We start from the raw sequence: 23,553 nt of genomic DNA, 5'->3' as shown, positions 1-23,553 counted from the left end.
CGACCTCGTTCACCGTGACGTCGAGCGTCGCTGGTCGTTGCCGCGTGTGGGGCGCACCAGTTCCCAGGTGTCGGTGTCGACGGCGAGGTGCCGGTCGAAGCCGACCCAGCGGCCCGACATTGCGGTGCCGTCCTCGCTCACGACGAGCTGCATCGCGCCATGGAACGTCGCGCCCTGGTAGTGGCCGGCCGCGGCGGTGACCTCCCGCCAGGTGCCGGTCACCACCCGGCCGTCGACCGTGAGGTTCAGCGTCAGCTTCGAACCCTCCTCGGAGGGCAGGCTCGCACCGGAGAGTCTGTCGCCGTGTCTGCTGAGCACCATGTCGTGCTCGCCGGTGAGGTCTCGGTCGCGGCTGTCGGAGTGGTAGTGGTACCGGGAACGCCAAATACCGGAGAGGTCGCCGCCGGCCAGCGGATCGTCCTTCATGAAGGAAAGGTTACCGGCAGAATCGGGCACCCGGATGTGCCAGATGGCACGGTGTACTTCAGCAGGGTGGACGTTGCTGTGGAACGACTTCGGTGCGCTGCCGGTGGTCGTCGGTGAGATCCAGCGGCGCGGGTCGGGAGGTCAGAGTCCGCCGCCGCTCGGCAGCATCCACGCGTTCTCGCCGGACGCCCGCCGGAACGCGTCCCCCTGCGACACCGACTCGTCGACGCCCGCCCTCCGGAACTCCGTCGCCGGGGCCACCATCCGCCCACGGAAGCCGAGCCGCCACACGACCACCCCGATGACCACGGGTACGACCACGATCAGACCGAGAAGAATCATGTTCCATCGATAGCACCCCGCGATGAACGAGCGGTGAATGAGCCCCCGCCCGCGCCGGGATCACACCGACAGCGAGACGACCTCCCCGCGCGCGGCCTGTCCTGCCAGGGGGCCGACCCGGATCCGCCCCCACCCAGGGAGCTCCCACCCAGGGAGACCCGCATCCGGAGAGCCCCTCCCCAGGCAGCCCCACCCTCGGAGCGGCAGCCCAGCGCCCCGCCCTGGCCACGGTCACCCAGATCCGCCCCGCCGGCCAGGCGAAACGTACAAGATGGTGCGTATGGATCTGACTCAGGGGCTCAGTGCGACCGAGGTGGCCCAGCGCGTCGCCCACGGCCAGGTCAACGTCGCCAGCCGCGAGCACAACCGCTCCCTGGCGCAGATCGTCCGTGCCAACGTGTTCACCCGGTTCAACGCGATCATCGCCCCGATGGTGGCCCTGGTCCTGGTCTTCGGCTCGCCCAAGGACGCTGTGTTCGGCCTGGTCATCGTGTTCAACAGCGCGGTCGGCGTCATCCAGGAACTCCGGGCCAAGCGCACCCTGGACCAGTTGGCGCTGCTGGGCCAGGCCCCGGTCCGGGTCCGGCGGGACGCCACGGACCAGGAGGTGGCCCCCGACGCGGTGGTGCTCGACGAGCTGATCCTGCTCGGGGCGGGAGAGAAGATCCCCGTCGACGGGACCGTGGTGATCAGCGGCGGGCTGGAGGTGGACGAGTCGCTGCTGACCGGGGAGTCCGATCCGGTGCACAAGGAGCTCGGGGCCGAGGTGATGTCGGGGAGCTTCGTGGTGGCCGGGGAGGGGGCGTTCACGGCGACGAAGGTCGGGGGCGACTCGTACGCGAACAAGCTGGTGGCCGAGGCGAGCCGGTTCAGCCTGGTGCGCTCGGAGCTGATGACGGGGATCAACCGGATCCTGACGTGGGTGACGTGGCTGATCGTACCCGTCGGCATTCTCCTGATCTTCAGTCAGTTGCGGGCCGATCAGGGGCTCGCGCAGGCCATCGTGAGCAGCGTCGCGGGCATCGTGCCGATGATCCCCGAGGGGCTGGTGCTGATGACGACGATCGCGTTCGCGGTGGGGGTGGTGCGGCTCGGGCGGCGCAAGTGCCTGGTGCAGGAGCTGCCGGCCGTCGAGGGGCTGGCCCGGGTCGACGTGTTGTGCCTGGACAAGACGGGGACGCTCACCGAGTCCGGGATGGATCTCGACGAGGTGCGGGCGTGCGACGGTCAGACCACCGAACACCTTCGGGGGGTACTGGCCGCGCTCGCCGCCGCCGAGTCCACGCCCAACCCGACGCTCGTGGCGGCGGCCGGCACGACGACCGCGCCCGGCTGGCCGGTCACCGACCAGGTGCCGTTCTCGTCGGCGCGCAAGTGGAGCGGGGTGACGTTCGACGGGCAGGGCAGCTGGGTACTGGGCGCGCCCGACGTGCTGCTCGCCGCCGGGGACCCGCAGCGGGCGCTCGCCGAGGACATCGGCTCCACCGGGATGCGGGTGCTGGCGCTCGGGCAGGTCGACACCCTGACCACGGAGCTGGGTACCGTGCGGGCGGCGGCGCTGGTCCTGCTGCGGCAGCGGATCCGGCCCGACGCGGCCGAGACGCTCCGGTTCTTCCGGGCCCAGGACGTCACGGTCAAGGTGATCTCCGGGGACAACGCGGTGTCCGTGGGGGCGGTGGCCGCCTCGCTGGACGTGGCCGGGGCGGAGGAGCCGGTCGACGCGCGGACCCTGCCCACGGAGGCTGGGGCGCTCGCCGACGTGCTGGAGGAGCGGTCCGTGTTCGGGCGGGTCACGCCGCAGCAGAAACGGTCGTTCGTGGGGGCGTTGCAGTCGCGCGGGTACACGGTCGCGATGACCGGGGACGGGGTCAACGACGCGCTCGCGCTCAAGGACGCCGACCTGGGCGTGGCCATGGGCTCCGGCAGCGCGGCCACCCGGGCCGTGGCCAAGGTGGTGCTGCTCGACGACCGGTTCGCGACGCTGCCCTACGTCGTGGCCGAGGGCCGCAAGGTGCTCGGCAACATCGAACGGGTCGCGAACCTGTTCCTCGTCAAGACCATGTACTCGGTGGCCCTGGCGGTGCTGGTCGGCGTCGTGCGGCTGCCGTTCCCGTTCCTGCCCCGGCACGTCACCCTCGTCGGCGCGCTCACCATCGGCATCCCCGGCTTCTTCCTGGCGCTGGCGCCGAACACCGAACGGGCCCGGCCCGGGTTCGTGCCCCGGGTGCTGCGGTTCGCGATCCCCGCCGGTCTGGTGTGCGCGCTGGCCACCTTCACCGCGTACTGGCTGGCCCGGGTCAACGGTGCCTCCAGCCTCGACGCCGACCGGACCACGGCCGCGTTGACGCTGTTCCTGGTGGCGTTGTGGGCGTTGGCGCTGGTCGCGCGGCCGTACACGTGGTGGCGGGCCGGGCTGGTCGCCGTGATGGCGGGGATCTTCGCGTTCGTGGTGGCGGTGCCGTTCACCCGGGACTTCTTCCTGCTCCGGTTCGACAACCTGCGCAACAACCTGACCGGGGTGGGGCTGGCGGCGGTGGCGGCGGTGCTGCTGACCGTACTGCTGCGGCTGGACCGGTGGTTGGACAGCCTGAGTCTGCGGTCGAAGAAGGGCTGAGAAGCCTGTCCGGTGGCGCGTCCGTCACAGGTCGGACGCGCCACCGGTAGGCCGTGGCCGCCTGGCCGGGGTCGGGCCCACACCCCGATTCCGGTCCCCGGCCCTGCGCACCACGGAAGTCACCACCCGGTCGCGGCCCCGGCGGGGCCGCCACCACGTCACACCGTGCTGATCACCTCGTCCGCGTCGAGCCGGGGCAACCGGTCCTGCCAGGCGTCCGGGCCGGGCCGCCCGATGTTCACCACGAGCTGGGAACGCAGCCGGCCGTCGGGGAAGAAGTCCTTGTCGACCCCCGGCGCGTCGAACCCGCCCATCGGCCCGGCGGACAACCCGGCGGCCCGGATGCCGACCAGGAAGTACCCGATCTGGATGGCCGCGTTGAACCGGGCCTGGGACTCGCGGAACGCCGGGTCGGCGTACCAGTCGCGGGCTCCGGGGTTGTGCGGGAACACCCGGGGAAGGGTCTCGTGGAAGCCGGTGTCGGCGGCCAGGATCACCACCAGCGGGGCGTCGGTCACCTTGGGGGCGTTGTTCGCGCTGACCCGGGCGACGAGCCGGGCCCGCGCCTCGGGGGAGCGGACCAGCACGATCCGCAGCGGCTGGGCGTTGGCGCCGGTCGGGCCGAAGCGGACCAGGTCGTAGATGGCCCGGATCTGGTCGTCGGTCACCGGCTCGGGGGTGAACGTGTTCGCGGTGCGGGCCCGCCGGAACAGCAGGTCCTGCGCGTCGGCGGCCAGCCCCAGCCCGGCGACGTGCTGCGCGTCGGGGGACAGGCCGGCGTCGAACGCGTCGAACACGTCCGCCGGGTCGGCCACCGGTCCCGCCCCGGTCGCGCCGACCTCCGGGCCGGTCGGGCCGGCCCCCGCCCCGTGGGCCTCCCGCCCGCTCACACCGCCACCGCCGCGTACCGACTCGCCGGCCGGGCCAGCCCGTAGTGCTCCCGCAGCGTCGCCCCGGAGTACTCCTCCCGGAACAACCCGCGCCTGCGCAGCTCCGGCACCACATGGTCCACGAAATCCTCCAACCCGGCCGGCAGCACCGGCGGCATGACATTGAACCCGTCGGCGGCCCCGGACCGGAACCACAGTTCGATCTCGTCGGCGATCTGCTCGGGCGTGCCCGCGACCACCCGGTGCCCGCGCCCGCCGCCCAGCCTGCCGAGCAGCTGCCGGATGGTGAGCTTCTCCCGCCGGGCCAGATCGACGACCAGCTGGTACCGGCTCTGCATGCCCTCGATCGTCGTGGAGTCGGGCAGCGCCGGCAGCGGCCCGTCGAGGGAGTACCCGGCCAGGTCCAGTTGCAGGATCTGGGACAGCTGGGTGACGGCGTAGTCGGTGACGATCAGGTCCTGCAGTTCCGCCGCCAGGGCCAGCGCCTCGGCCTCGGTGGAGCCGATCACCGGCGCGATCCCGGGCAGGATCCGGACCTCGCGGCCGAAGCCGTACGCGCGGGCCTTGAGGTCGGCGTAGAAGTTCTGGGCCTCCGCGAGGGTCTGCTGCGCGGTGAACACGGCCTCGGCGTACCGGGCGGCGAAGTCCTTGCCGTCCCGCGACGACCCGGCCTGCACGAGCAGCGGCCGGCCCTGCGGTGAGCGGGGCGTGTTCAGCGGCCCGTCGACCCGGAACCGTTCGCCGACGTGCGAGATGGCGTGCAGCTTGGTGGTCTCGGCGAACACCCCGGCCTCGACGTCGAACCGCAGCGCGTCGTCCTCCCAGCTGTCCCACAGCTTGAGGGTGACGTCGACGAACTCCTCGGCCCGGTCGTACCGTTCGCGGTGCGCGGCCACCCCGGGCAGGTTGAAGTTGCGGGCCTCGCCGTCGGTGGCGGAGGTGACGATGTTCCAGCCGGCCCGCCCGCCGCTGATGTGGTCGAGGGAGGCGAACTTGCGGGCCACGTTGAACGGCTCGTGGTAGCTGGTCGACACGGTCGCGATGAGTCCGATGTGCTCGGTCACGGCCGCGAGCGCCGCCAGCAGGGTGAGCGGTTCGAACACGGACAGGATGTTGTGCCGGGCGTTGGGGCCGACGAACAGGCCGTCGGCGAGGAACACGGAGTCGAGCTTGCCGCGTTCGGCGATCCGGGCCAGTTCCTGGAAGTGCTTGACGTCGAGGACCCGGCGGGCGTCGGTGCTCGGGTGCCGCCACGCGGCCTCGTGGTGCCCGACGCCCATCAGGAAGGCGTTGAGGTGCAGGTGCCGGGTCATGAGGTTCTCCAGGTCGAGAAGCGGCGTTCGAGGGTGACGAGCACCTGGTTGAACGCCAGGCCGATGGCCGAGATGGTGAGGATGCCCGCGTACATGTCGGGGACCGCGAAGTTGAACTGCGAGGCGTTGATCAGGTAACCGAGGCCGGCCTTGGCGCCGACCATCTCGGCGGCGACGAGGACCAGGATCGAGTAGGCGCCGGCGAGCCGGATGCCCGTGAACACGGTGGGCACGGCCGCCGGCAGGATCACCTTCTGGAACAGCCGGGCCGGCCTGAGCCCCAGGGAGACGGCCGACTTGATCAGGAGCGGGTCCACGCCGCGTACCCCGCTGATGGTGTTGAGGAGGATCGGCCACGAGCAGGCGTAGAGCACCAGGGAGATCTTGGACGTCTCGCCGAGCCCGAGGATCAGGATGAACACCGGCAGCAGCGCCAGCGCGGAGGTGTTGCGGAACAGCTCCAGCGCGGGGCTGAGCGCCTCGGCGACCGGCTTGTACCAGCCGATCAGCAGCCCCAGCGGGATCGCCACCAGGATGGCCAGCACGAACCCGCTCAGCGACCGGATCAGGCTGATCTCGATGTGGTTCCACAGCTCGCCGGACCGGGCCAGGTCCCACCACGCGGCGAGCACCTCCGACAGCGGCGGCAGGAAGGTCGGGTCGACGAGTTCGAGCCGGGGCACGAACTCCCACACGGCCACGAGCAGGGCCAGGACCCCGAAACGACGGAAGATCCAACCGACGACGGGTACGCGGGGCCGCCGGCCGGCGACGCGCGGTACCGAGATGCTAGCCAACGCGGGACTCCCTCTCACTCGCCTGCGCCGCGCGGACCTCGTCGCGGAGCAGTTCCCAGATCTCGTGGCGCAGCCGGACGAACTCCGGGTCCGCGCGCAGGTCCCCGCCACTCGTGCGGGAGTCCAACGGGATGTCGACCACCCGCTTGATCCGCCCCGGCCGCGAGGTCATCACGGCGACCCGCTGGCCGAGGTAGACGGCCTCCTCGATGCCGTGCGTGATGAACACGATCGTCTTGCCGGTGCGCTCCCAGATCCGGAGCAGCTCGTCCTGCAACGACTCGCGGGTCTGGGCGTCCAGGGCCGCGAACGGCTCGTCCATCAGCAGCACCTCGGGGTCGAACGCGAGGCTGCGCGCGATCGCGACCCGCTGCTTCATGCCCCCGGACAGCTCGTGCGGGTACCGGTCCCCGAAGCCGTCGAGCCCGACCAGGTCGAGGAAGTGCCGCGACCGTTCCGCGCGCTCCCTGCGCCCGATGCCCTTGGCCTCCAGCCCGAACTCGATGTTGCCGAGCGCGGTCCGCCACGGCAGCAGCGCGTACTGCTGGAACACCACGCCCCGGTCCAGCCCCGGCCCGGTGACCGGGTTCCCGTCGATCAGGATCTGGCCCCCGGTCGGCCGGCTGAGCCCGCCGAGCAGGTCGAGCAGCGTGGACTTCCCGCAGCCGCTCGGACCGACCAGCGCCACGAACTCGCCCGCCCGGATGTCCAGGCTGATGTCGCTCAGCGCGGTGAAGTCCCCGAAGGTCTTCGTGACGTCCAACAGCTGGATCTTCATCACGCCGCCTTGTAGCCGTTGTACTGGTTCGTGAACACGTCCTTCAGCGCCGGCTTCCCGTTCTTCAGCTCGCCCGACCGGTCCAGCCAGTCCACCCACGTACTGAACTCCTGGTCGCTGATCAGCCCGCCCGCGCCGGCCACCCCGGTGCTCTTCCAGAACTTCAGCTGGCTGTCGTCCTCGTTGCGGGCCCGCTTCTTCAGGATCTCCGCGTACTTCGCGATCACCTGCTCGCGGGGCGTCGTCCGCGTCCACTCGATGGCCTTGGCCACCCCGGTGACGAACGTGCGCACCGTCGTCGGGTTCTTCTTCAGGAACTCGGTGCGGAACACGTAGCTGCCGGCAGTGAACGCGCCGAGCAGCTCGAAGTCCGTGAACAGCGGGTGGATGCCGCCCTTCTCCAGGGCCTTGTCCCGCAGGGTGCCGCTGAGCACCGCGACGTCGATCTGGCCGGAGCGCAGTGCCTGCTCCGTACTCACCGGCGGGACCACCACCGGCTCGACCTTCTTGATCTCCTCGTCGGACAGGCCGTTGCGGACCAGGTACGTCTTCAGCACCGCCTCGTAGTGCGCGCCGAGCGTGTTCATGCCGATCTTCTTGCCGATCAGGTCCCGGGCACTCTTCACCGGGCTGCCGTCGAGGACGTAGTAGCCGCCGTAGACCTGCTCGTTGACGCCGTAGTACCCGATGACGGCCTGGATCGGGGCCTTGGCGGCCTTCAGCTTGACGATCGCGCCGTTGAACGCGCCGCCGAACTCGACATCCCCGGTGGTGGCGGCCTGGATGTCCTGCGGGCCGCTGGTCGTGTTGCCGATCCACTTCAACGACACATCGTCGAGGTACCCGAGGTCGGCGGCCAGCTCCGGCAGCGTCACCGTGCCGACCGCGCCCTGGTAGCGCAGCACGCGCTGTTCGGCGCCCGCCGCGGCGTCACCCCGACTGGCGCAGCCGGCCCCGGCGGTGAGCAGGGCGAGGGCTGTGAGAAGTGCGAGTGAACGACGCACGGGTGGTTCTCCTTACTGGATGGAACGAGGTGGGGGCTTCCGGACGGCCGGGCGGACGCACGGGCCGTGGCGGCCGGCCGCGAGGGTCGCGGTCGGCGTGGGAAGGGTGGGGCGGTGGCCCGGAACGGGCGGAGGGGAGCGCCTACGTCAGCGCGAACATCGCGTGCGGCAGTGCGCGCGGGTGCTCGGGTGGGGGCTCATGGGACCGAGGCTAGTGGCTCGCGGCAGATAAAGGCAACTATCCCTAGCGCTTAAGTAGGGAATACCCGTGTGACCCCGGTCGCCCAGCCGACAGCGCCGGGTGGCCTGTCTGGCTATGTTCGAGGATTGGCCGGTTCGTGCCCGAGGAGAACAGTGTCAGTCGTCCTCACCACCCTGTTGGGATATGTCGGCGCGATGGTCACGCAGGTGACGGGGGACGTGGTCCACGCCCGCGCCTCGGGCCGTTCCCGCCGCCGCCTCGCGGCCCGCGCCGCCGACGCCGCCCAGACGGTGATGCTGCCTGCCGGGAGCGCGGACCTCGCCGAGCGACTGTCCGCCGATCAACGCCGAACGTTGGCTGACTATCTGCACGGCCCGGTGTTCGCCCAGATGGTGCGGCAGGCACTGGTCTACTCGGCCCGACCGGCGTCGGACGAGGCCGGCACCGCGCTGCGTGACCAGATCCGATACAGCCTGCGGCACACCGGAGTGTTCGGCGACGACATCTGCTTCGAGGTCACCGATCTCGTCGTGCACCTGGTACAGGTCGCGGTGCACGACCCTGACGGCGCTGTTCCCGAACTCGACGGGCACACCCTGGCCATCGGCGCCGATGTGGCCGCCGCCGGAGTGCGCAACGCCGACCTGCTGCTCCGGATCGACTCTCTGGTCGAGATCGACGGCTTCGCCCTGTCACTCCGCGAGGCCGCCAGAGCCCAGCACACCCGACTGCGTCTTCAGCACACCGGCGAGTCCCGGTTCGTCGACTACTCCAGGCTCTACGTCGCGCCGCACCTCCGGCTGCTCGAAGACCCGGAGGAGGACCCGTCGACGGCCGCCGAAGTGATGGCCGACCGGTTCCGTACGGTCGTGACCGGCGACCCCGGTGCGGGCAAGTCCACCTTCGCGGCCAAGCTCGTGCACGACGTGGCCGCCGACGAGGTACCCGGCCTGGAGGGGCTCGTGCCGCTGCTGCTGGTGGTCCGCGAGCACACGGCCGGCCTGCGGCACGGCCACGACACCCTGGTCAGCTATCTGGAGGCGGTCTGCCGCAGGCCCCATCATCTGGTACCTCCGCCCGACGCGCTCGAATACCTCCTCCTCAACGGCCGCGCGCTCGTCGTCATCGACGGTCTGGACGAACTCGGCACCGCGGAGCACCGCCGCTCCTTCGCCCGCATGGTCGAGGGCTTCGTCCACCGCTACCCCCTGACCAGGGTCGTCGTCACCTCCCGTGTCGTGGGCTACTACGAGGCTCCCCTCGAACGGGGTCTGTTCCCGGTGTCCTCGGTCGCACCGTTCACCAAGGACCAGATCGCCGAGTACGTGACGAAGTGGTTCGCCCTCGACCCCGACCGGTCCTCCGAGGAGGGCGGGAGCCTCGCCGGTGACTTCCTCCGGGAGAGCGCGGACGCCCGCGACCTGTGCGCGAACCCGCTGATGCTGTCACTGCTGTGCACGCTCTACTCCAGCACCCACTACATCCCGCGCAACCGCCCCGAGATCTACGAACGCTGCGCCGAGCTCCTCTTCGTCACCTGGGACAAGTCCCGAGACATCGAGGTCCCGCACCGCTTCTCGTCCTTCGTCCGTCCCGCAGTGCAGCGCCTCGCCTGGCAGTTGTTCACGGACCCGGCCGGCCGCCAGGTGCTGCCCCGCGCGGAGCTGAGCCGGAGCCTTGCCGAGTACCTGGCTACGAAGCGCTTCGAGGATCCGGACGAGGCAGTCCAGGCCGCCGAGGACTTTCTGGATTTCTGTGCTGGCCGCGCGTGGGTCCTGACGGACATGGGCGTCGACGCGATCCAGCCTCAGTACGGCTTCGTCCACCGGACCTTTCTGGAGTACTTCGCGGCTTCTCAGCTGGTGAAGAGGAAGCCTGACCCCGCTGCCGTGTGGGAACAGCTGAAGGGGCACCTGTTCGAGTCGTCATGGAGTGTTGTCTCCCAACTCGCCGTCCAGATCCTCGACCGCGCCCATGAAGGCGGCGCGGATGAACTGCTTCGCCTGGCGATGGTTGAGAGCGATGCCGATGTTGCACGGTCGTCAACGGTGTTGCTTTTCGCGGCCAGGACGCTGGGTACGGTATCGCCGGGTTTCAGGGTGACCCGGGCTTTGGTGGAGCGAGCGGTCCTGCTGGCATGCTCGGTGCCGCTGTCAGCCAGGATCTCTACCTCGCAATACGACAACGACTGGTGCGATCTACCGCTGTTGGAGGTTCTGAAGGTCGTCAATCCAGACAACTATGAGCGGATCACCACGGTCGTGGTGGAGACGGTCGAGCGGGCGGTGCGGGCTTCCGAGTACGAATACCCGTCAGCGGGAATGGTGCACGCCAGCTTTGCGGAACAGGCCCTCGCGAGCGCCAGCTATAGGATTCGCATGGGTGACCGTTTTGTGGACAGATTCGGGGCCGACGTCCCGCGCGCGGCGGCGCGGTGGCGGCGCTGTCTGGAGCGGCTAACGCAGGAGCGCCTCCACGAGGGTGGATTCCACAGCCTTTTCGACCGGATCTCCACTGGATGGTTGAGCACCGAGTCTCAGGCTGACTGGATCCTGCACGGCATTCCCGTTCTCCCGCCAGGTCGACGCCGCAAAGAGGCAGTCGATCTGATCGTTGGTCTGTATCCCCAAGTGTTGGCCGGGTTCCAGCCGCTCGTCGCCGGGGAAAGCTCTCCACTTCTCGGCATGGACTTCGAAGCAGCCTCGTGGAGGCGGCTGGACAAACCGCCGGAGTTTCGCGCCGTTCTCCTGCTGATTGCAGCGGCCGACGTGCTGCTGGAACCAGCATGCTCGATCCACCCCGGTGAGGTTGCCACGATCCTGCGCGCGCACAACCAACCATCGCAGCGCGCCACAGCCCGTCGCCTGCTCGCAGACCTGGAGCTGCCCCTTGAGGCGGATTTGCTGTTCGCCGAGTGGATCGAGGGGCGGGTGCCAGGCGGGGGAACCCTATAACAGGAATGTAATTTGGATACATAGGACGCGTACCAGGGGAAATGGTGGGTTGGAAGGGGTTCGCAAGGGTTGTCCGGATTCGGTAACCCTTCTAGGGTCGAGCGCAGTGAACGGCGCCGCCACCCCGCCGGAAACCGTGGGCCGACCGTCATCCCGACTGTCGGCCCTCTTCCGTGAGGGCGCCCCGGGCGTGCGCGCCTCTTTCGGGCGGTGTGTGAGGCCGTACCCGAAGAAAGGGTTTTACAAGGGTTGGTTCCCGTTCCATTGATGTTGGTCGACTCCTAACGTGATGTGCACTCCGGGTTGTTCCACCTACCCCTCCCCGGTGTCCGCTCCCGAAAGGAGTGACCATGCACAAGACCCGACGACGCCTCGGCGGCGCCGTGGCCGTCCTCACCGCCCTGCTCGTGACCACGCTGCCCGCCACGCCCGCGTTCGCCGCGAGCAAGCAACTGGGCATCACGCAGCAGGTGCAGTCGCAGAACCAGTGGTGCTGGGCCGCCAGCGGCCTGACCATCGCCCGGTACCTGGGCTACGGCGCGAGCACGAGCCAGAACACCTTCTGCGACTACGGGCGCGGCTACCCGGCCGGCACGACGTGCCCGAACCAGCCCGCCGAGCTGTCCAACGTGCAGCGCGCGTTCCAGGCGCTGGGGCTGCGGCCCGGCACCGTGACCGGCGCGTTGTCCTACACCGGCGTGCAGACCGAGATCAACGGGAACCGGCCGATCGAGACCGGGATCTACTGGACCGCCGGCGGCGGCCACGCGCAGGTCATCTACGGCTACGACACGGCCACCAACTCCATCTTCTGGGGCGACCCGTGGCCGAGCAGCCAGCGCTACAGCCAGGCGTCGCACAGCTACTACGTCAGCAACGGCCAGTTCCGTTGGGCGCAGTCGCTGTACCGGATCGGTCTGTGAGGAGACGGACATGAGACTCCACACGTTCGCCGCGGCCGTCGGTGCCGCCACCGTCCTCCTGCTGGCCAGCCCCGCGTCCGCGGCCCCCGGCGTGCCGGGACCGTCGGCCGCCGAACTGGCCACCGCGCGCTCCGCCGCCACCCAGGGTGACGCGCCCACCCGGATCGCCCGGTTCTTCGTCCAGCTCGACGAGCACGCGGCCGGCCGGTCCGTGTCGCTCGACGGGGGCGCGGCCGACCGGGCGGCGGCCGGCAAGGCACCCACCCTCACCGGTGCCGCCGAGGCCGTCTACTCCCTCAACCCCGCCTTCGTGGCCGGCGACCGGTCCGCCCCGGTGGCCCTGTTCGCCTACGCCACGGTGGAGGCGCGCTCCACCAGCGGGCAGCGCGCGTCGGTCTGGATCGCCCAGCCGGCGGGTACGGCGTGGGAGGCCGTCAACATCTCGTCCACGGTGGACGAGGTGTCGTACCCCCGGCAGGCGTCCGGTGACCTGGTGTTCACCGAACCACAGGTCAACGCCTGGTACAAGGTGCACAACGGCCGGGTCGTCCCCCTCAACGACATGGCCCGCTCGGTGGTCGGCACCACCAGTGTCACCGTCGCCGGCTACCAGGACGTGGTGCGCGCCCGGTACGGCGACAAACTCCCCGGTTCCGACTACGTGAACCAGGGCAAGCTCGGCGGCTTCGGGGTGGCGGCCCCGGAGACGACCGACAACAGTGCCGCGTACGCGGGGATCGGGGTGCTCACCGCCTCGACCGTCGTCGGCGCGGTGCTGATCGTCAGCCGCCGCCGGAGGGAAACGGCCTGACGTGATTGAGGGGCCGGTGGTCGTCCAACCTCCCAGAGGGCGGCCGCCGGTCCCTCCGCGTGCGGGGCCGGGTGGCCGGTCGGCCCCGCGTGCCGTGGCGCACCTCCCTCAGGGTGCGTCACGGCGGTCGTGGTCAGGATCCGCGGGGGCCTGGCCGAGGCGAGGTGGGCCGGGGCGGGCCGGGCCGGGGCGGGCCGGGGCGGGGCTGGCCGGGCCGGGGCGGGGCTCTGGGTCACGGAGTGCCGAGCGGGTCCTCGAGGAGCCGGGTGAACGCCAGCTCGGCCGCCCCGATCAGCGGCAGATCCTCGCCCAGCGACGGGGTGCGCAACTTCACCGGCTCGCGGGAGGCGTGCAGGCCCATCCGGTTCAGCCGGCCCCGGACCTGGGCGGCGGAGGCCAGGTACACGTCGCGCAGGTGCCCGCCGAACACCACGGTCTGCGGGTTGAAGATGTTGACCAGGTTGGCCACCCCGAAGCCGAGCCAGTCACCGACCCGGCGCAGCGCCTCCTGCGCGTCGGCGTCGCCCCTCGAAGCGGAGTCGATCAGCGCGGTCACGCCCTGCCGGCCGTCGTCGGGGGAGCGGCCGGCCGCCACCAGCAGGGCCCGCTCGCCGATCTCGGTCTCCCAGCAGCCGTGCGAACCGCAGCCGCACGGGCCGCCGGCCGGGTTGACGACCATGTGGCCGACCTCGCCGCCGTACCCCTCGTGGCCGCCGAGCAGTCGGCCCGCCACGATGATGCCGCCGCCGATGCCCACGTCGCCGTGCAGGTAGACGACGTCGGCGGAGCCGGTGGCCACGCCCCGCAGGTGCTCCGCGAGGGCGCTGAGGTCCGCGTCGTTGCCGACCATCACCCGCTCGCCGACCAGGCCGGACAGCCGGTCCCCGAACGGCTCGTCCCGCCAGCCCAGGTTCGGGCCGAAGCTGACCATGCCGTCGACGTGCCGGACGAGGCCGGAGACGGACGCCCCGGCCCCGACGCAGACGGCGTCCGCCGGGACGGACCGGCGCATCTGCTCCACGAACCCGGCCACGGTGCGCAGCACGTCGTCGGGGCTGAACGCGCCCCGGGGGTGGATCATCTCGCGCCGGTCGAGGACGACGCAGCCCAGGCCGACCCGGGACGCGACGACCCGGTCCACGCCGACGTGGAACGCGTAGACGTGGACGCGCTCGGAGACCGGGCGCACCACGAGCGACGGGCGGCCGGCGCCCTGCCGGTCCCGGGGCAGCTCCTCGCGGACCAGGTCGGCGGCCACCAGGTCGGCGGTCAGCGCGCCGATGGTGCTGCGGTTGAGCCCCATCAGGGTGGTGAGCTGGGCCCGCGAGGTCGGGCCCAGCACATGGACGTGCCGGAGTAGAGACCCGAGGTTGTACCTGCGGATCTCCTCCTGGCTCGGTCCCGCGCGCATCGGCTGGATTCTCCGTGGGAGTGACTACTCAGCGCAATCCGGCGACGGAACCACGTCGCCGCGACAGGGCGTCCACCCCGGCGGCGAGCAGCAGTACCAGCCCCGTGACCACGTACTTCACGCCCGCGCTGTAGCCCAGCAGGCCCATCCCGTTCTCGATGACGGCCACCACGGCCCCGCCGAGCACGGCGTCGAGCACCCGGCCCTTGCCGCCGAACAGGCTGGTGCCGCCGATCACGGCCGCGCCGACCGCCAGCAGCAGCACCGTGCTGCCGCCCGTGTTCGGGTCGACCGAGTTCGCCCGGGACGCGGCGATGATGCCGCCGACGGCCGCCATGGTCGAACACACGGCGAACACGGACATCCGCATCAGGTCGACGTTGATGCCGGCGCGGCGGGCCGCCTCGGCGTTGCCGCCGACCGCGTAGAGGTGCCGGCCGTACTTGGTCCTGGCCAGCACGAACGTGCCCACCACCAGCAGCACCGCGATCAGCGGTACCACGATCGGGATGCCCTTGAGCGACACGAAGGCGGCGTTGCGGCTGCGTTCGAGGTTGAGCACCCAGACGCCGACCGCGAGGAGCACGGCCAGGCCGGCGATCCGGGCGGCCACCAGCGGCACCGGGGTCGGGACGAGCCCCCGCCGGGCCCGGTTGCGGATCTGGACGAGCTGGACGAGGGAGTACCCGGCGACGCACACCGCGGCCAGGCCCCAGCCGACCAGCGGCGGCACGTTCCGGTTCGCGATCGACAGGATCACCTGGTCGCGGATCGCGATGTTGGAGCCGCCCTTGACCAGCAGCAGCGCCACGCCCTGGAACGCCAGGAACGCGGCCAGCGTCACCACGAACGACGGGATGCCGACCTTCGCCCGGAGGAAACCGAGGGTGAAGCCGATCAGGACGCCGGTGACGAGACAGGCGAGGACCGCGAGGTACCAGGGCACGCCGTGGTTCGTCAGCAGCACCGCGAGGACGGCGGCGCACACCCCGCTCGTGTACCCGGCGGACAGGTCGATCTCGCCGAGCAGCAGCACGAACACGAGGCCCATGGCGATCACGGTCACGGCCGCGCCCTGGGTGAACAGGTTCGCGATGTTGCCCGGGGTGAGGAACACCGGGCGCAGGATCGTGAACGCGGTGCACAGGACGAGGAGCCCGAACACGGCGGGCAGCGCGCCCATGTCGCCGCCGCGCACCTTGTCGACGTACGCCTGCACCGGGTTGACCGGGCGCTCCTTGACGAGTTCGTTGGTGGTCACGAGGAGGCTCCGTTCATGCCCGCGCTGCTTCCGGCGGTGATCAGCTGGACGACCTGGCTGTGGGTGACGTCGGACGCCTTGACCTGGGCGGCCATCCGGCCGAGGTACAGCGCCGCGATCCGGTCGGCGACCGCGAAGACGTCGTTCATGTTGTGCGAGATGAGGATGACGGCCAGGCCGCTGTCGGCGAGCCGGCGGACCAGCTCCAGCACCTGGGCGGTCTGGGCGACGCCGAGCGCGGCGGTGGGCTCGTCGAGGACGACGACCTTGCTGTTCCACAGCACGGCCTTGGCGATGGCGACGGTCTGGCGCTGCCCGCCGGACAGGCTGGAGACCTTCTGCCGGATGGAGCGCACGGTCCGCACGGACAGGCTGGCCAGCGTCTCGGTGGCCAGCTGTTCCATGGAAGGCTCGTCGAGGATCAGGCCCTTGGTGTTCTCCCGGCCCAGGAACATGTTCTCGACGATGTCGAGGTTCTCGCACAGCGCGAGGTCCTGGTAGACGATCTCGACGCCCAGGGCGCCGGCGTCGCGGGGGCTGTGCACGTGCACCGGGCGACCCTCGAACAGGTAGTCGCCGGAGTCGATGGGGTGGATGCCACCCATGCACTTGACCAGGGTCGACTTGCCGGCGCCGTTGTCGCCGACGAGCGCGGTCACCTCCCCGGGATAGGCGGAGAAGTTCACGTCCCGCAGGACGTGCACCGCTCCGAAACTCTTGTTGATCCCACGGAGTTCCACCACGGGCTGCATAACCGCTCCTCTAGTGATGGCCCCCTCGCAGGTGCGAGGGGGCCCGCCCACGGGGTTGCTACTTGACGCCGGCCGCGTCGCACAGGGCGGCGAAGTCGGCCGTGCACAGTTCGGCCTTGGTCACGAAGCCGTCGGCGACGACGTCCTTGACGCTGTCCTTGAAGATCGCCTGCGGGGTGAGCAGCACGGACGGGACGTCCTTGCCGGCCGTCGGGTCCTTGACCGTCTGGGTCGTGGAGCCCTTCTCACCCTTGGCCAGGCTGATGGCCAGCTTCGAGGCCGCGTCGGCCTCCTGCTTGATCGCCTTGTAGACGGTCATGCACTGGTCGCCCGCGAGGATGTTCTGCAGGCCCTGCACGGTGGCGTCCTGGCCGGTGACCGGGACCTTGCCGTTGAGCTTGTTCTTCTTCAGCACGGAGATCGCGGCGTTGCCGAGGCCGTCGTTGGCGGCGAGCACACCGCCGATGGTCGGCTGGCTGGTCAGCATCTGCTCGAAGATGGTGCCGGCCTGGGTGTTGTCCCAGTCGGGTACGGACTGGTCCGGGCCCTTGACGTAGTCGCCCGACTTGTACTTCGGGTCCAGCACCGCGTCGTAGCCGCTCTTGAACAGCGCCGCGTTGTTGTCCGTCGGCCCGCCGTTGAGCTCGGCGACGATCGGCTTGACGGCCTTCATGTCCGTCAGGCACTTGCCGAGGCCCTCGCCCTGGAGTTGGCCGACCTTCACGTTGTCGAAGCTGACGTAGTACTGCGCGCCACCGCCGAGCGTGAGCCGGTCGTAGTCGATGGTGGCGACGCCCTGGCTCTTCGCCTTGTCGAGCACGGCCTTGCCGGTACCCGAGTCGAGGTTGACGATCATCAGGACCGTCGCGCCGTTCGTGATCATCTGGTCAGCGATGGTCTGGAACGCGCTCTTGTCGCCCTGGGCGTTCTGGATGTCGTAGTCGACGCCGGCGGCCTTGAAGGCCTCCGTCAGGTACTTGCGGTCGGCGGTCTCCCAGCGGGCCGACGACTTGCTGTCGGGGAGGATCACGCCGATCTTCGGCTTCTTGGCGTCGGCCGCCTTGTCGTCAGAGCCGCCACAGCCGGTCAGGCCGAGGGCCATGACCGCGCAGGCGGTGGTGAACCCTAGGAGTCCCTTGCGCATTGCCCGGGTCCTTTCATCAAGTCGCGTCGGGTAAGGCCCGGCGCTGCGGGGGGATATGTTGCTGCCGACAACATAGGCCCCTGTGACGCCCGACACCAGCCGAACAACGGAGAACTAACGTTGTTCTGAGTAACGATTCGGAAACGGATCCGAAACATCCCATGACCAAGATGGGGCATCTCCACCTCGCAAAGGACGTTTCACGTTTGTTGCCCACAGGTGAAGTTGGCGTTCCGGAGGGGTGTTCAACGCATCGAAAGTGCAATATGTTCTGCGGCGCAACCATCACCCCCCGGATGGAGAACGCTATGAGAACCCGCACGGCCCTACCCGTGGTCGTCGCGCTCGGTGCGGCACTGCTGGGCCCCACCCCCGGCCACGCCGCCGGGGGCGCTCAGCCGCTCGGCCAGGGGCGCCTCGCGTTTCGCGCCGCAGCGGCCCCGGCTCCCGGAGCCCCGGGAGTCGGCTCCGCCTGGACCACCGGCGCCAAGGACGGCCTGGGCACCTCGGCCACGACCGGCTCCAAGGTCTGGTTCACCCTCGGCCAGGGGATCACCCACGAGGTGTACTACCCGACCGTCGACACCGCCAACGTCCAGGACCTGCAGTTCGTCGTCAGCGACGGCGCGACGTTCACCGAGCTGGAACGCGACTCCACCAGCCACGCCACCACGCTCACCGACCCGCGCTCGCTCAGCTACGACCAGGTCAACACCGCGAGGAGCGGCAGGTACCGGATCACCAAGAGCTACGCCGCCGACCCGGCCCGGCAGACGATGCTGCTCCGGACCAGGTTCCAGGTCCTCTCCGGCGGCCCGCTGAAGCTCTACGTCCTGTACAACCCGTCCCTGAACAACTCCGGGACGGGCGACACCGGGGCCACGTCCGCCGGCCAGCTCGTCGCCAGCGACGGCCCCGTGGCCAGCGCCCTCGCCGCGTCCACCGGCTTCACGGCCCTGACCAGCGGCTACAGCGGAACCCCCTCCGACGGGTACGTGGACCTGCGCGGCAACCACACGCTCGACAACCGCTACGACTCCGCCGGCTCGCCCGGCAACCTCGTGCAGGTCGGCCAGGTACCCGTCGGGACGGACACGACGTTCACCCTGGCGCTCGGCTTCGGCGCGGACCGCACCGCCGCGTCCGGTGCCGCCTCGGGCTCCCTGGCCGCGGGGTTCACCGCCGTCGTGGGCTCGTACGCCGCCGGCTGGCACGCGTACCTGTCCGGGCTGAACGCCGCCCCGGTCAGCGTGACGTCGACGGGGCTGGGGACCCAGTACCACGTCGCGTTGATGATCTTGAAAGCGCACGAGGACAAGACCTACCTCGGCGCGAACGTCGCCTCGCTCACCGTGCCCTGGGGCCAGGCGATCAACGCCGACAACCCGGGCACCGCCGGCTACCACGCGGTCTGGGCGCGCGACCTCTACCAGGTCGCCACCGCCCAGCTCTATGCCGGCGACGCCGCCGCCGCGAACCGCTCCCTCGACTACCTGCTCACCGTCCAGCAGCGCCCCGACGGCTCGTTCCCGCAGAACACCCGCCTCGACGGCACCCCGGTCTGGGGCAGCCTGCAACTCGACGAGGTCGCGTACCCGATCATCCTCGCCTGGCACCTCGGCCGCACCGACGCGTGGCCGAAACTGAAGAAGTCCGCCGACTTCCTCCGCGCCCGGGGCACCCACAGCCCGCAGGAACGCTGGGAGGAGGAGGCCGGCTACTCGCCCTCGACCATCGCCGCCGAGATCGCCGGCCTGGTGTGCGCGGCGGCCCTCGGCGGGGACCCGTCCTACCTGACCACTGCGGACGCCTGGCGGGCCGCGCTCGACTCCCAGACCTTCACCACCTCCGGGCACCTCGGCGACGGCCGCTACTACCAGCGGGTCGACGCCAACGGGAACCCGAACGACGGGCAGCCACTGGAGATCAACTCGGGCGGCGGGACGTGGGACGAGCGCGACGTCGTCGACGGCGGCTTCCTCGACCTCGTCCGGCTCGGGGTCAAACGCGCCGACGACCCGACCATCCTGGCGTCCCTGCCCGAACTCGACGCCACCCTCAAGGTCGACACCCCCAACGGCGCCATGTGGTACCGGTACAACCACGACGCGTACGGCGAGACCTCGTCGGGCGGCCCGTACGTCGGCACCGGCGGCACCGGTCGCCTGTGGCCGCTGCTGTCCGGGGAACGCGGCGAGTACGAGCTGGCCGCCGGGCGGTCCGCCGCGTCGCACCTGGCCACGATGGCCGCCTCCGCCAACAGTGGCTACATGATCCCGGAGCAGGCGTGGGACCGGGCGTCGTCCTCCGGGTTCGTGTTCGGCGAGGGCACCGACTCGGCGACACCCTTGGCCTGGTCGATGGCGCAGTTCGTGCGGCTCGCGTTGTCCATCGACGCGGGGAAGCCGGTCGAACGGCCCTCGGTCGTGGCCGCGCGCTACGCCGGACCGGTCGGCTCCGTGGTCCTCACCGCCACCGTTCCGGCGTCGACCGCCGGCACCGTCCACCTGGCCGGGACCCTGAGCGTCCTCGGCACGGGAATGTCCGACTGGGACCCGGCCGGCATCGCGCTGACCAGGGTGGACGCCACACACTGGACGGTGACCCTACCGGCGAACGGGGCCACCCTGCAGTTCAAGCTGACCCGGGGGACGTGGGCGACCGTGGAACGCGACGCCACCTGCGGGGACATCCCGAACCGGTCGGCCGTGCTGTCGGGGGCACCGATCGCGGTGACGGTGGCGAACTGGTGCTAGCCCGGCCCCGGCAGCCGGGTGGTTCCCGCAGGGGCTCCTGCGCGGGGTGACCTGCGGGCAGGGCGCTCCGTGTTCCGCGTCAGCCCGGCCCGGGGCTCCGCCCCGCCCCGGGCCCGCCAACACGACCACCGATTCGATGATCAGACGCACGTTCCGGCGAGGACGCGCTCGGCTTCGGCCGTGAGCCTGGCGTAACCGTACTCGCGCGTGATCGCCAAGGCGGCCTCGGCGTGCGCACGGGACTCGGTGCCCGAGGTCACCCCCGCCAGGCCGACGAGTGCGTCCGCCGCCATATAGGGCGTCCCCGCCGCGCGGGCGAGGCTGAGCCCCTGGGAAAAATGTCGACGCGCTCGATCGGGTTCGCCGCACTCACGGAAGGTCGCGCCCGCGAGAATCTCCCCCCGGGCCCGGTGCATCGCGCCGCGCGGCTCGAGGTGTTCCAACGCGATGTCGATGATGTCCCTGGCCTCGTCGCCCCGACCGCCCAGCGCGAGCGCTTCGGCCAACTGGGCCATCGCCCAACCTGTCAGCATCCGGAGGTGCATACCACGGTAGATCGTGACCGACTCGGTGAACTCCACGATCGCCTGGTCATGCCTCCCCAGGAGCACGTTCGCCTTGCCCGACATCAGGAGCGCGCCCGCGAGGTAGGCGGGACTCCGCAGTTCGCGCATTGTGCGCACCGACTCAGTGACCACCGCGAGAGCTTCTTCCGCCCGCCCTTGCTCGGCGTGCGCGTGAGCGATGTTCGTCCGGGTGACGGATGCGTCGACGGGAACGTCCAGTTCGATCTGGATGGCCAACGACCGACGGTGGATCTCGATGCTCCTGGCCATCTGGCCGTGGTTGCGCAACATGATGCCCAAGGTGATCATGCGAGAAGCCTGCCCGCGTCGGTCTCCGGCGACGCCGAGTAGGTGTTGAGCCTGGTCGAAGTGCTCCACGGCCTCACCGAGGCGGTTGATCTCTCTTTTGGCCTGACCGAGGTTGGCGAGCGCGGTCGCCTCCGCGGTCACGTTTCCCGTCATGTGAGCGGCGGAGACGTGGGCCTCCGAGACCTCGAGCATGTTCGACGGTTCGCCGCGACGTTCGACATACGGCCTGAGTGCCTCGGCCAGCACGCATGCCAGAGCCGGGTGACCGTGACCCGCGGCCTCGGTCACACTGTGCCAGAGTTGGGGACTCTCGTCGTCCAGCCAGCTCAGCGCGGACTCCAGGTCATCGAAGCCGGAGATCTGCGGCACCGTGAAGGAGAGCGGTGTGAGTTCGGGGAACCTCACCGCCGCCGAGGCGGCGGTTCGAGCCTGCCACTCGTAGAGCCGGGTCCGGGCCGGGGCGAGGCCAGGTTCCTCGGCCGAGCGTTGCCGGGAGTACGACAACATCAGGTCGTGACGGGTGTACCGCCCGTCCGCCCGCTCCGAGATCAGGTGCGCCCCCGCCAACCGCTCCAGCAGCCGCCCCGCCTCGACCTCCTCCACATCGGCCAGCACCGCCGCGCTCGCCACCCCGAAGTCCGGCGCCGCCAGCACCCCCACCAGCCGGAACATCCGCCGCACGTCCGGCTCCAGGCTCGCGTAGGACTGGTCGAACGCCGCCCGCACCGCGCTCTGCGGATCCCCGTCGATCGCCAACTCGGCCAACGCGTCGGACTCCCGCAACTGCGCGAGCTGCTCCGCGACCGTCATCCCGGGCCGGTCGGCGAGGTGCGCGGCGGCGATCCGCAGCGCCAGGGGCAACCGGGCGCAGACGGCCACGAGCCCGGCCGTGGCCTCCGGCTCTGCCCGCAACCGCTCGGCCCCCACGATCTGGGCCAGCAGCTCCTCGGCCTCCCTTGCCCCGAGCACCTCCAACCCCAACCGCCCGACGTCCAGCTCCGGGAGTGCGGCCCCGACGGCCAGCGGGCGGAGGCCCTCGGGCCCCTCCCTGGCCGGGCCAGCGGAAAGGGCTGCTGAACCCGGGGCGGCGGGCGGGGCCTCGCCGGGTGGACGTTCCAGGGCCGGGAGGCGGTCGCGGCTGGTGACCAGGAGCAGGCAGCCGGGCGAGTCCGGGAGCAGCGGCCGGATCTGCTCGGGGGAGCTGGCGTTGTCGAGGACCAGGAGGGTCCGGGTACCCGACAGCCGGCCCCGCAGCGCCGCCGAGGCCTCGGTCACCTCCCCGGGCACCTGGTCGGCGGGTACCCCGAGCGCGCGGAGGAACCGGCCGAGGGTCTCCAGCGCCGGCACCGGCCGGTCGTACCCGCGGAGGTCGATGTGCAGTTGACCGTCGGGGTACCGCCGGGCGTTGCGGCGCGCCCACCGGGTCGCGAGCGCCGTCTTGCCCACGCCCGCCGGGCCGGTGACCAGGACGACGGGGTGCGACCGGAGGCGGTCGAGGGCCCGGAGCGGGGCGGTGCGGCCGACGAAACCGGCCGGGTCGGCGGGCAGTTGCGCGGGTGGGCGGGCCGGGGGAGCGGGGGTGGTGGCGGGGGCCTCGTCGCGCAGTACCGAGAGATAGGTTTCCCGCAGTCGCACGCCCGGGGTGGTGGCGTCGGCCGCGAGCCGGCGCCGGGTCTCCTCGTAGGCGGTGAGCGCCTCGGCGGTGCGGCCGGAGCGGTGCAGGGCGAGCATCCGCAGCGCGGTGAACCGGTCGACGTCGGGGTGTTCCGCCGCCAGCCGGGTGAGTTCGGGCAGCAGTTCGGCGTGCCGGCCGAGTTCGAGGCCCGCCGCCAACCAGTCGCCGGTGGCCCGGAACCGTTCGGCGGTGAGCGCGGCGAACAGGCCGCCGGCGGCGAGGTCCTCGGGCAGTTCGCCGCGCCACAGGTCCAGGGCGTCCCGGAGCAGGTCGCGGCGCCGGCCGGGGGAGGTCTCCGCGTCGGCCCGGGCGACGAGGGCCCGGAACCGGCCCGCGTCGGTGTGCGCGGGGTCGACGTCGAGCCGGTAGCCGCCGCGTTCCGCCACGAGCCGGTGCCGGCCCACGAGCGCGCGCAGCCGGGACACCATGCTGTGCAGGGAGGACCGGGCCAGGTCGGGGCCGTCGCCGTCCCACAGCAGGTCGAGCAGCCGGTCGGTCGCGACGACCTCGCCGGGGTGCAGGAGCAGCACGATCAGCAGCCGGCGCTCGCGCCGCCGGGACACCACGAGAGGGGTACCGTCGACGTCGCCCTCGAAGGGGCCCAGGATCCGGAACCGCACCCGGT

17 protein-coding genes are annotated in these 23,553 nt (G+C 70.9%); 5 read left to right on the top strand and 12 right to left on the bottom strand.

Translation table 11 applies throughout. From position 1 onward, the window contains the following. Positions 1 to 9 precede the first annotated feature (9 nt). Positions 10 to 426, bottom strand: a complete 417-nt coding sequence (locus AB0M43_RS13265; protein ID WP_363724145.1) for a DNA-binding protein — start codon at positions 424 to 426, stop codon at positions 10 to 12. A 141-nt stretch (positions 427 to 567) separates the two neighbouring features. Next, entirely contained in the window at positions 568 to 768 is a 201-nt protein-coding gene (locus AB0M43_RS13260) for a hypothetical protein (protein ID WP_363724143.1), read from the bottom strand. A gap of 280 nt (positions 769 to 1,048) precedes the next feature. Between AB0M43_RS13260 and AB0M43_RS13255 the strand changes: the two genes are divergently transcribed. Continuing rightward, positions 1,049 to 3,382 carry an HAD-IC family P-type ATPase gene (locus tag AB0M43_RS13255; RefSeq protein WP_363724142.1) on the top strand — a complete coding sequence of 778 codons (2,334 nt, stop codon included), beginning with the start codon at positions 1,049 to 1,051 and terminating at the stop codon, positions 3,380 to 3,382. A 158-nt stretch (positions 3,383 to 3,540) separates the two neighbouring features. On the opposite strand, the gene AB0M43_RS13250 is transcribed toward AB0M43_RS13255, so the two are convergent. Genes AB0M43_RS13250 through AB0M43_RS13230 form a run of 5 tightly spaced genes read right to left on the bottom strand, consistent with a single transcriptional unit; the run spans position 3,541 to position 8,164 of the window. Next, on the bottom strand, positions 3,541 to 4,272 hold the full coding sequence (locus tag AB0M43_RS13250) for a malonic semialdehyde reductase (protein ID WP_363724140.1): 732 nt from the start codon (positions 4,270 to 4,272) through the stop codon (positions 3,541 to 3,543). After that, complete coding sequence (locus tag AB0M43_RS13245; RefSeq protein WP_363724139.1) at positions 4,269 to 5,585, bottom strand: LLM class flavin-dependent oxidoreductase; 1,317 nt, start codon at positions 5,583 to 5,585, stop codon at positions 4,269 to 4,271. The genes AB0M43_RS13250 and AB0M43_RS13245 overlap by 4 nt, the downstream gene beginning before the upstream one ends. Beyond that, the gene (locus AB0M43_RS13240; RefSeq protein ID WP_363724137.1) at positions 5,582 to 6,382 is read right to left on the bottom strand and encodes an ABC transporter permease; all 801 of its coding nucleotides are present in this window, start codon (positions 6,380 to 6,382) and stop codon (positions 5,582 to 5,584) included. Before AB0M43_RS13240 ends, AB0M43_RS13245 begins: the two co-directional genes overlap by 4 nt. Continuing rightward, positions 6,375 to 7,160 carry an ABC transporter ATP-binding protein gene (locus AB0M43_RS13235; RefSeq protein ID WP_363724135.1) on the bottom strand — a complete coding sequence of 262 codons (786 nt, stop codon included), beginning with the start codon at positions 7,158 to 7,160 and terminating at the stop codon, positions 6,375 to 6,377. Before AB0M43_RS13235 ends, AB0M43_RS13240 begins: the two co-directional genes overlap by 8 nt. After that, positions 7,160 to 8,164 carry an ABC transporter substrate-binding protein gene (locus AB0M43_RS13230; RefSeq protein WP_363724133.1) on the bottom strand — a complete coding sequence of 335 codons (1,005 nt, stop codon included), beginning with the start codon at positions 8,162 to 8,164 and terminating at the stop codon, positions 7,160 to 7,162. The genes AB0M43_RS13235 and AB0M43_RS13230 overlap by 1 nt, the downstream gene beginning before the upstream one ends. Positions 8,165 to 8,518: 354 nt before the next feature. Here AB0M43_RS13230 and AB0M43_RS13225 point away from each other — a divergent pair, with 354 nt between their 5' ends. The 3 genes from AB0M43_RS13225 (at position 8,519) to AB0M43_RS13215 (ending at position 13,054) form a co-directional block, all read left to right on the top strand. After that, positions 8,519 to 11,320 carry an NACHT domain-containing protein gene (locus AB0M43_RS13225; RefSeq protein WP_363724131.1) on the top strand — a complete coding sequence of 934 codons (2,802 nt, stop codon included), beginning with the start codon at positions 8,519 to 8,521 and terminating at the stop codon, positions 11,318 to 11,320. 350 nt (positions 11,321 to 11,670) lie between these two features. Then, the gene (locus tag AB0M43_RS13220) at positions 11,671 to 12,243 is read left to right on the top strand and encodes a papain-like cysteine protease family protein (protein WP_363724129.1); all 573 of its coding nucleotides are present in this window, start codon (positions 11,671 to 11,673) and stop codon (positions 12,241 to 12,243) included. A gap of 10 nt (positions 12,244 to 12,253) precedes the next feature. After that, complete coding sequence (locus AB0M43_RS13215; protein WP_363724127.1) at positions 12,254 to 13,054, top strand: hypothetical protein; 801 nt, start codon at positions 12,254 to 12,256, stop codon at positions 13,052 to 13,054. Positions 13,055 to 13,286: 232 nt separating this feature from the next. On the opposite strand, the gene AB0M43_RS13210 is transcribed toward AB0M43_RS13215, so the two are convergent. The 4 genes from AB0M43_RS13210 to AB0M43_RS13195 form a co-directional block, all read right to left on the bottom strand. After that, positions 13,287 to 14,465: an ROK family protein gene (locus AB0M43_RS13210; protein ID WP_363724125.1), complete on the bottom strand. Its 1,179-nt coding sequence runs from the start codon at positions 14,463 to 14,465 to the stop codon at positions 13,287 to 13,289. Between the two features lie 28 nt (positions 14,466 to 14,493). Further along, entirely contained in the window at positions 14,494 to 15,648 is a 1,155-nt protein-coding gene (locus AB0M43_RS13205) for an ABC transporter permease (RefSeq protein ID WP_363724568.1), read from the bottom strand. A gap of 74 nt (positions 15,649 to 15,722) precedes the next feature. Further along, entirely contained in the window at positions 15,723 to 16,478 is a 756-nt protein-coding gene (locus AB0M43_RS13200; RefSeq protein WP_363724123.1) for an ATP-binding cassette domain-containing protein, read from the bottom strand. Positions 16,479 to 16,536: 58 nt separating this feature from the next. After that, positions 16,537 to 17,622 (bottom strand): substrate-binding domain-containing protein, encoded by a 1,086-nt coding sequence (locus AB0M43_RS13195; RefSeq protein ID WP_363724121.1) that lies wholly within the window; start codon positions 17,620 to 17,622, stop codon positions 16,537 to 16,539. A gap of 308 nt (positions 17,623 to 17,930) precedes the next feature. On the opposite strand from AB0M43_RS13195, the gene AB0M43_RS13190 reads away from it, so the two are divergent. Next, complete coding sequence (locus tag AB0M43_RS13190) at positions 17,931 to 20,378, top strand: glycoside hydrolase family 15 protein (protein WP_363724119.1); 2,448 nt, start codon at positions 17,931 to 17,933, stop codon at positions 20,376 to 20,378. A 140-nt stretch (positions 20,379 to 20,518) separates the two neighbouring features. Here AB0M43_RS13190 and AB0M43_RS13185 read toward each other — a convergent pair whose 3' ends face one another. Further along, complete coding sequence (locus AB0M43_RS13185; RefSeq protein WP_363724117.1) at positions 20,519 to 23,548, bottom strand: BTAD domain-containing putative transcriptional regulator; 3,030 nt, start codon at positions 23,546 to 23,548, stop codon at positions 20,519 to 20,521. Positions 23,549 to 23,553 lie beyond the last annotated feature (5 nt).

The sequence above is a fragment of the Longispora sp. NPDC051575 genome, assembly GCF_040681875.1.
GTDB lineage: Bacteria > Actinomycetota > Actinomycetes > Mycobacteriales > Micromonosporaceae > Longispora.
Note: the sequence above shows the minus strand (reverse complement) of the source record. Positions and strands in the feature narration are given on the sequence as shown.

Coding starts and splice junctions, on each gene's coding strand:
- AB0M43_RS13205 (WP_363724568.1), bottom strand. CDS start 15,648: ATGGGCGCGCTGCCCGCCGTGTTCGGGCTCCTCGTCCTGTGCACCGCG.
- AB0M43_RS13195 (WP_363724121.1), bottom strand. CDS start 17,622: ATGCGCAAGGGACTCCTAGGGTTCACCACCGCCTGCGCGGTCATGGCC.
- AB0M43_RS13190 (WP_363724119.1), top strand. CDS start 17,931: ATGAGAACCCGCACGGCCCTACCCGTGGTCGTCGCGCTCGGTGCGGCA.
- AB0M43_RS13200 (WP_363724123.1), bottom strand. CDS start 16,478: ATGCAGCCCGTGGTGGAACTCCGTGGGATCAACAAGAGTTTCGGAGCG.
- AB0M43_RS13260 (WP_363724143.1), bottom strand. CDS start 768: ATGATTCTTCTCGGTCTGATCGTGGTCGTACCCGTGGTCATCGGGGTG.
- AB0M43_RS13215 (WP_363724127.1), top strand. CDS start 12,254: ATGAGACTCCACACGTTCGCCGCGGCCGTCGGTGCCGCCACCGTCCTC.
- AB0M43_RS13255 (WP_363724142.1), top strand. CDS start 1,049: ATGGATCTGACTCAGGGGCTCAGTGCGACCGAGGTGGCCCAGCGCGTC.
- AB0M43_RS13220 (WP_363724129.1), top strand. CDS start 11,671: ATGCACAAGACCCGACGACGCCTCGGCGGCGCCGTGGCCGTCCTCACC.
- AB0M43_RS13245 (WP_363724139.1), bottom strand. CDS start 5,585: ATGACCCGGCACCTGCACCTCAACGCCTTCCTGATGGGCGTCGGGCAC.
- AB0M43_RS13265 (WP_363724145.1), bottom strand. CDS start 426: ATGAAGGACGATCCGCTGGCCGGCGGCGACCTCTCCGGTATTTGGCGT.
- AB0M43_RS13210 (WP_363724125.1), bottom strand. CDS start 14,465: ATGCGCGCGGGACCGAGCCAGGAGGAGATCCGCAGGTACAACCTCGGG.
- AB0M43_RS13235 (WP_363724135.1), bottom strand. CDS start 7,160: ATGAAGATCCAGCTGTTGGACGTCACGAAGACCTTCGGGGACTTCACC.